Origin of the sequence: Vibrio genomosp. F10 str. 9ZD137 (assembly GCF_049974785.1) — a bacterium.
Classification (GTDB): Bacteria; Pseudomonadota; Gammaproteobacteria; order Enterobacterales; family Vibrionaceae; genus Vibrio.
In genome coordinates this window covers 1-3,526 of the sequence record NZ_JBNGCJ010000275.1, presented here as the reverse complement: position 1 = coordinate 3,526, position 3,526 = coordinate 1, and the positions used below count along the sequence as shown (strand labels likewise).

The following is a 3,526-nucleotide window of genomic DNA, read 5'->3' as shown; positions in this document are numbered from 1 at the left end:
CTTTCGGTGACCATTGAAGATGATATTGCAACGATTGACGGCACCACTAACGCCAGTCAATTTAGCCTTAATGAAAACAGTATCAGCAATAACAGTGCTCAAGTCAGTGGTGATTTTGTCACGACACAGGGCGCTGATGGGGTTGAATCTTACCAATTGGATAATTTAGTTAGCGCGGCAGAAAACCTGTATTCCTCTGGTCATAAAGTGACGATTGAAGAAGTCACCGGGACAGCTAACACAACCCATTACCAAGGGGTGGCTAACGGTAAAACCATCTTTACATTATCACTTGGCGATGATGGCGCTTATACCTTTACCTTGTTGGAGCCTCTCGATCATTTAAACGATGCCACGAGCCTAACGATTCCATTTGATGTCGTGGCGGTTGACCGAGATGGTGATGCATCAAAGGCATTCGATTTACCGATTAAAATCGTTGACGACACGCCAGATCTATCAGGGTTTACGGGTGAGCAGCTGGTGGATGAAGATGATTTAAGTGGCATTGGATCCGATCAACGTACCGACCCACTTAACGATACAGTCATTTCTGGCCAGTTTAACATCAATGAAGGCGCCGATGGAGTGGTTGAATATCGACTCGTCGATGCTTCAGCGACCATAAAAGATCTTACCAGCGGACAAGAGCCTCTAGAATGGGGCACTTCGTCTCAAAGTGGAACCACGTTTACCTATACCGCGCAAACAACGAGTGGCACGCCCATTTTTAACATTGTGTTTGACGCTGCAGACAACCGTTATCAGTTTGAATTGCTCGGTCCTCTTGACCACCCGATTGCGAACAGCGAAGACAGTATTCAACTGGATTTTTCAGTTGTTGCCATTGATTTTGATGGGGATGTTTCCAATTCAATCACATTGCCGATTACGATCACAGATGATGTGCCGACCATAGCCGTGGTCGAAATTGTGCGCGTTGAAGGAGCGGGCTTCGATGACATTACAGTAAATATGTTTGAAGCGAGTAATGACGCGGGTGCTGACGGTGCGAAGCTTACTCAAATTGAAGGCACCACCTCTAACGGCGCCACAATAGTTTTTGGTAACTCTTATCAGAGCTCCATTAATCTGCGAGATGGCGAACAAAATGTTCGTGTTTATGAGCAAATAAATGATGCCTCAGGGGACACAGAGACACGCCAATTAGGTGTGTTAAGAATCAATTCTAATGGCGAGATAGATTTTCGCGCAAGTAACTACCTCGAGCATGACGGTAACGACATCAACTTTTCCATCAACGTCACCGCAACGGATGGGGATCTTGATACCTCGATAGCCCCAGTGAATATCACCATAACGGATAGAGAAGCCAGTCCTGTTCGACTCAAAGTAACGACGTTTGAAGATGCAGGCCGAGATCCGGATATTAAGTACGCTTCAGGTGATGCGCCAGAAGCAGAAAACGATCTAGATAACCAGCAGGGCTTGGCTGATACGCCAGCTCAGATTTCACTGAAAGTAAACCTGCATGATGATGATAATGATGAATCAATCGGCTCCTTGACGATCAAAGAAGGCGATCATCATGGGACTTTTTACTATTTGAAAGATGGTGTCTTTCATCAGTTGGAAGCGGATCCTGTTACGGAAAATATTGTATTCGATGGTTCGGTATTGCAACAAAGTACAAGCTTGGTAGGCAACAATACGATAGCGACAATTGACAATCTGTATTTTGTTCCAGACAAGAATTATTCAGCGGGAAATGTGACTATTCGTTACCAAGTTGAAATTGACAAAGAAGGCGGCAATGCTACCCCTGTCGACTCGAACTTTAGAATTGAAATTAAAAGTGTTGCTGACATAGCGACTTGGAATGACGATCGAAGTACCTACTACTATGAAGCCGATGAGGATGATAGCAACGTTAGGCTACAGCTTCGTGCGGAATCTCAAGATACGAGCAGACCTGAAACCATCACTTATCAGCTAAGAGTGACACAAGGCGAGGGCAATTTTGAGCTGTTAGATCGAAATGGCAGTGTCATTACGCCTGAAAATGGTGTGTACATCATAGCTTCAAATCAGATAAACCGAATTAGTGTGAACCCAAACGATGATTTTTCAGGTCAAATTCGATTCGAAGCCACCGCAGTGACGAAAGAACGTTCAAACTCCCACAGTGTTGATAAATCGACAGCAGTATCAGAACCGCAAGAACTCATTATCGATGTGACGCCAAGTGCGGATAGTGGAAATTTTGGCGTTAAACGAATCCAAATTAATGAAGACAATATTGCTGACCCTAACGACTACGAAAGTGATGACAATTACAAGCCGTTTACGTTAGATCAAGTGATTACAATGGCACCTTCTGTTGATGCCGATGGGTCAGAAACCCTGTATGTGCGTATTTCCGAGGTGACTCAAAACGCAGAATTGGTATGGAAAGGTAACGGTGATAGCCAAATTGAAAACATAGAGATTGATGGCGTTGTCTATGCCGAAATCCCGTTTGATCAGCTCTCTAATGTGCATGTTGTGCCTGAAAAACACAGTAACGAGGACTTTACGTTTAAAGTCACCGGTGTCATTAAAGACAGTGCGACTTTGTCGGGTGGGGACATTATTGATGAAGAAGTGATGGGTTCAAAAGTTGTCAATGTTGAAGTGAAAGGTGTGGCTGATAATCCGGGTGGAGAAAGGTTTAGAGGCGATTGGGAAAACTTTGTTGATGGCGATGTTCAAGGGCTGCAAACCACCATTGATGAAAGCCAAGATGGTAAGAACTTTGCGGTGCTAGATTTTAGTATTATCTCCGGGGAAAGGGCAGATAAGCCGCTTGATGATTCGGAATCGGTGACCGTACTTTTATCCAATATCCCTGCTGGGGTGGTTATTGAAGACAGCGATGGTACCGAGATCGACCTGAACTTTGTTGGCTATGACAGTCTGGGGCAACCGATTTACGAAGCCAATATTACAGGCGGCAATAACAATTCTGGCATCATCATCCGACCGGTGGATTCTTCCACTGAGAATATTCATGTGACTGCCAATATTATTGTGACTGAAAACGATGGACACACTCATATATTCAGCCAAGAAATTCGAGTCAAAGTTGTACCAGTGATTGATGCGACGAGTGAGTATGAGACAACCTCATTAGGTAACGAAGATAGCCCGATTAATATTCACTGGCATCCAGAAGGGGTTGATTACATCGACAGTGATGAGCACTTTACTGCCATCATGATCGAAAACATTCCTGTCGGCGCCCAGGTCATCGTTAACAATGCGTCCGTTAATATGAATGTCATTGATGTCATGGATTCAAATGGCATGGTGGTGTCTCAGACATTGACGATAGACCCTAATGGCTTATCTCCATCAGAGTTCACCGACATAGCAATGAATTCGGGCTTCATTCAAATCGTGCCACCGAAAGATTCCAGTTCAGATTTCGAGCTCAGTACTACGGTTGAAATCGAAGAGCGCGATCATGAATACACCAGTGATGGCATCATTGGCGAAGGTGGTCGAGTCACAGCAACGTTAACAG

1 pseudogene is annotated in these 3,526 nt (G+C 44.6%); it reads left to right on the top strand.

The annotated features are described in order from the left end of the window. Positions 1–3,526 (top strand): annotated as a pseudogene (locus ACP45E_RS04725) (retention module-containing protein); the annotation flags it as partial.